This is a genomic window from Microbacterium sp. P5_B6, from assembly GCF_056400345.1.
This window is the reverse complement of the sequence record NZ_JBFULL010000056.1, coordinates 1-2,672: the sequence shown is the minus strand read 5'-3', so window position 1 is coordinate 2,672 and position 2,672 is coordinate 1. Positions and strand designations below refer to the sequence as shown.

The window sequence follows — 2,672 nt, the reverse complement described above, 5'->3', positions numbered from 1 at the left end:
GACTGCGACCGTCCGTGCGCAAGTCGGTGACAAGTGAGATCATGACGCCCGTTCTCCTTCGAAGCAGAAGTATTTCACTGGCGACAATACCGGATATTGGCCTGAGGACAATAGGTTGCTATGGTGCTTGCTTGACGGTCGACCACGGAGAGTCGACACCTTCAAAGGAGAAGTATGAACACAGCACAAGCCCCCCGCCGGCCGAAGCCATGGTGGGTCGGAGTCGTCTCGGGAATGGCCTCGTTCATCGACGCGGGTACGATCGTCATCTTCGGCATAGCGATCATCACTTTTCAGACACTCCTCAATCTGGATGAGCTTCAGGTCGGGCTCGCGTCGGGTGCATTGACGCTCGGCGTGGCGTTCGGCGCGATAGCGGGAGGCCGCCTGGGCGATCGGATCGGGCGGCGTCCCGTATTCACGGTGACGATGGTGTTGATCATCGTGTCGCTGGTCGCCCTGATGTTCGCCGCGTCGTTCCCGGTTCTCCTTCTCGCCGCCCTTCTGCTGGGGCTCGGGACGGGGGCCGATCTGCCGGTGTCCCTATCGACAATCTCGGAAGCCGCCACGGACGACAACCGTGGCCGCCTGCTGGGCTTCTCGAACCTGCTCTGGCTCGCGGGCGCGGTGACTGCCTCGATCCTCGGCTCGGCAGTCGCTTCACAGGGAGAGTCCGGCATCCGAATCATGTTCGGGTTCCTCGCCGTGGTCACCGGTCTCGTACTAGTGGGCCGACTGACGATTCCCGAATCCGAGAATTGGAAGGCCGCCCGCGAACAGCGGCTCAGCGGTTCCGTCGCTGTCGAGGCGAAGGGCGGGCGAGTGCGGCAGCTCTTCCGTGGGCCGTACGCGACGCCCTTCTTCGCCCTCATCGGCTTCTACACGCTCACCAACCTCGTCGCGAATACGACCGGTCAGTATGGGAACTACGTGCTGGTGAACCTCGGCGGCATCCCCATTGAGACAGCCGCATTGGTAGGCCTTCCCGTCCTGCCCCTCTCGGTCATCGCGTACTTGTGGTTCATGAAGATCGCAGACAAGCCTGTGCGGTTCCGATACTTCACGGTCGGCGCRGTGGCCCAGGTGCTCAGTCCGCTGACGATCGCCATCCTCGGAGTGAGCGTGCCGACATATCTCGTCAGCGTCGTGTTTGCCACGATCGGGACTGCGTTCGCCTTCGAGGGGATCATGAAGGTGTGGACTCAGAGATCCTTCCCCACCCTCCTGCGCACCACGGCGCAGGGCGCGATCATCTCGGTGGCCCGATTCGTCGCAGCAATCGTGGCGGTGTTCACCCCGCTCCTCCTCGCCTCCGGCCCGGGCATGATGTAYGGCATCCTCACCGCGCTTGCATTCGTGGGGTGCGCGTGGGCATGGATCGTATTCCGCACACGGGATCAGCATGACGAGTTCGCGGATGAGGCAGAATCGGAGGATCTGGTGGAGTCGGCCATTGTGGGCACACGCACAGCGGCCGCTGAGAAGTAGCCGTCGGCGATAGAGGCATCCGTCACGCGACGAGCAGGAGATCGATGCGCCATCCGACCGCCGTCACAGCACCGGAGGCCCTCCCCGCCGAGGGCCTCCGGCCGCTGGTGGGCGCCAACGGTCCGGACTTCACCTCGGCGATGTTCGCCATCAGCACCTGGGGATCATCTACCAGCTTTCGCGAACGACTCCTGTCCGAGGCCGAGTTCCCACTTCCGGGAGATCTCACCGCATTCCTGATCATCAACCAACTGGTCTACCGGGGTGCAGCAAGTCCGACCTCGCTCGCAGACGCAATAGACACGGGACGGTCGAATATCAGCAAGGTCGTCGCCAGGCTCGAATCCCATGGCCTCGTCGTGCGCGTAGCGGATCCGACAGACAAGAGAGCGATCGTGGTGGCGCTGACCGCTGAAGGCCGGGTGGTGGCGGGTCGTATCGTCGAAGCCACGCTTTCCCAGCAGGMACCCTCCTTGTCTGACTGGTCGCCTGAGGACGGTCGCGAGCTCGAGCGCCTCATCGTCAAGCTCGCCCGCGCGCTGGAAGCGCTGCCGCAGAATCCGCTCTCCACGATCGCCGGCGTGCGCTTCGAGTCCTCGGCGTCGGCCGAGCCGTAGGACTCGATGGAGCGCGAGGCGGGCGTCATACCACTCCGTGTTTCGCACAAGGAAAGCGTGGCGACGGACCTTCTGGGCCGTACGCGATCGACCAAATCTGCGTGGACAGGCATCGATTGGACGCGAAAATTCCCTCTCCTAGGGCGAAGCCCCCTCGCGGGGGTTGCGTCCGCCAGAGTGGTGTATCGGTAGCTCGGTGAGCGTGTCGCCTGGAATGGCGACGGTCACCGCGTGATCCTTCGAGGTTGAGTCGTCTGACTCTGCCGCCCCGCAGGCCCGCGATTCGCTCTTGGGCGCGGGCTTACGGGCTCCGTCGGAGCAGGTCGATGCGGACTGTGCGCAGGCTGGTCTTGGGAAACATGAAATACCGCTCGTCCCCGTTCAAGGTGCGCCGCGGGATCCATCGCCCATCGTGGTACTCACCTTCGATGAGCGTGTCCAGTTCGACGATCGCGTCTGAGCGGGAGAAGCGCACGGAAGCGCCGCGTGCGACCACGAGGAATTCGTCCTCGGCGGTGCGGATGATCAGGCCGTAGCCGATGAGGACCGCTGCGGCCTCGCCTGTAC

Annotated in this window: 3 protein-coding genes; 2 read left to right on the top strand and 1 reads right to left on the bottom strand. The window is 63.8% G+C overall.

What is annotated here, in order from left to right; genetic code table 11:
• Positions 1-174 precede the first annotated feature (174 nt).
• Together AC1DP3_RS18110 and AC1DP3_RS18105 are read left to right on the top strand one after the other, a co-directional pair.
• A complete protein-coding gene (locus tag AC1DP3_RS18110) occupies positions 175-1,488 on the top strand; it encodes an MFS transporter (protein ID WP_477295730.1) in 1,314 nt (437 codons plus the stop codon).
• A 44-nt stretch (positions 1,489-1,532) separates the two neighbouring features.
• Positions 1,533-2,105 (top strand): MarR family winged helix-turn-helix transcriptional regulator, encoded by a 573-nt coding sequence (locus tag AC1DP3_RS18105; protein ID WP_477295728.1) that lies wholly within the window; start codon positions 1,533-1,535, stop codon positions 2,103-2,105.
• A 301-nt stretch (positions 2,106-2,406) separates the two neighbouring features.
• Here the strand turns inward: AC1DP3_RS18105 and AC1DP3_RS18100 are convergent.
• On the bottom strand, positions 2,407-2,672 hold a 266-nt coding region (locus AC1DP3_RS18100), incomplete at its 5' end, for a DUF5597 domain-containing protein (protein ID WP_477295726.1).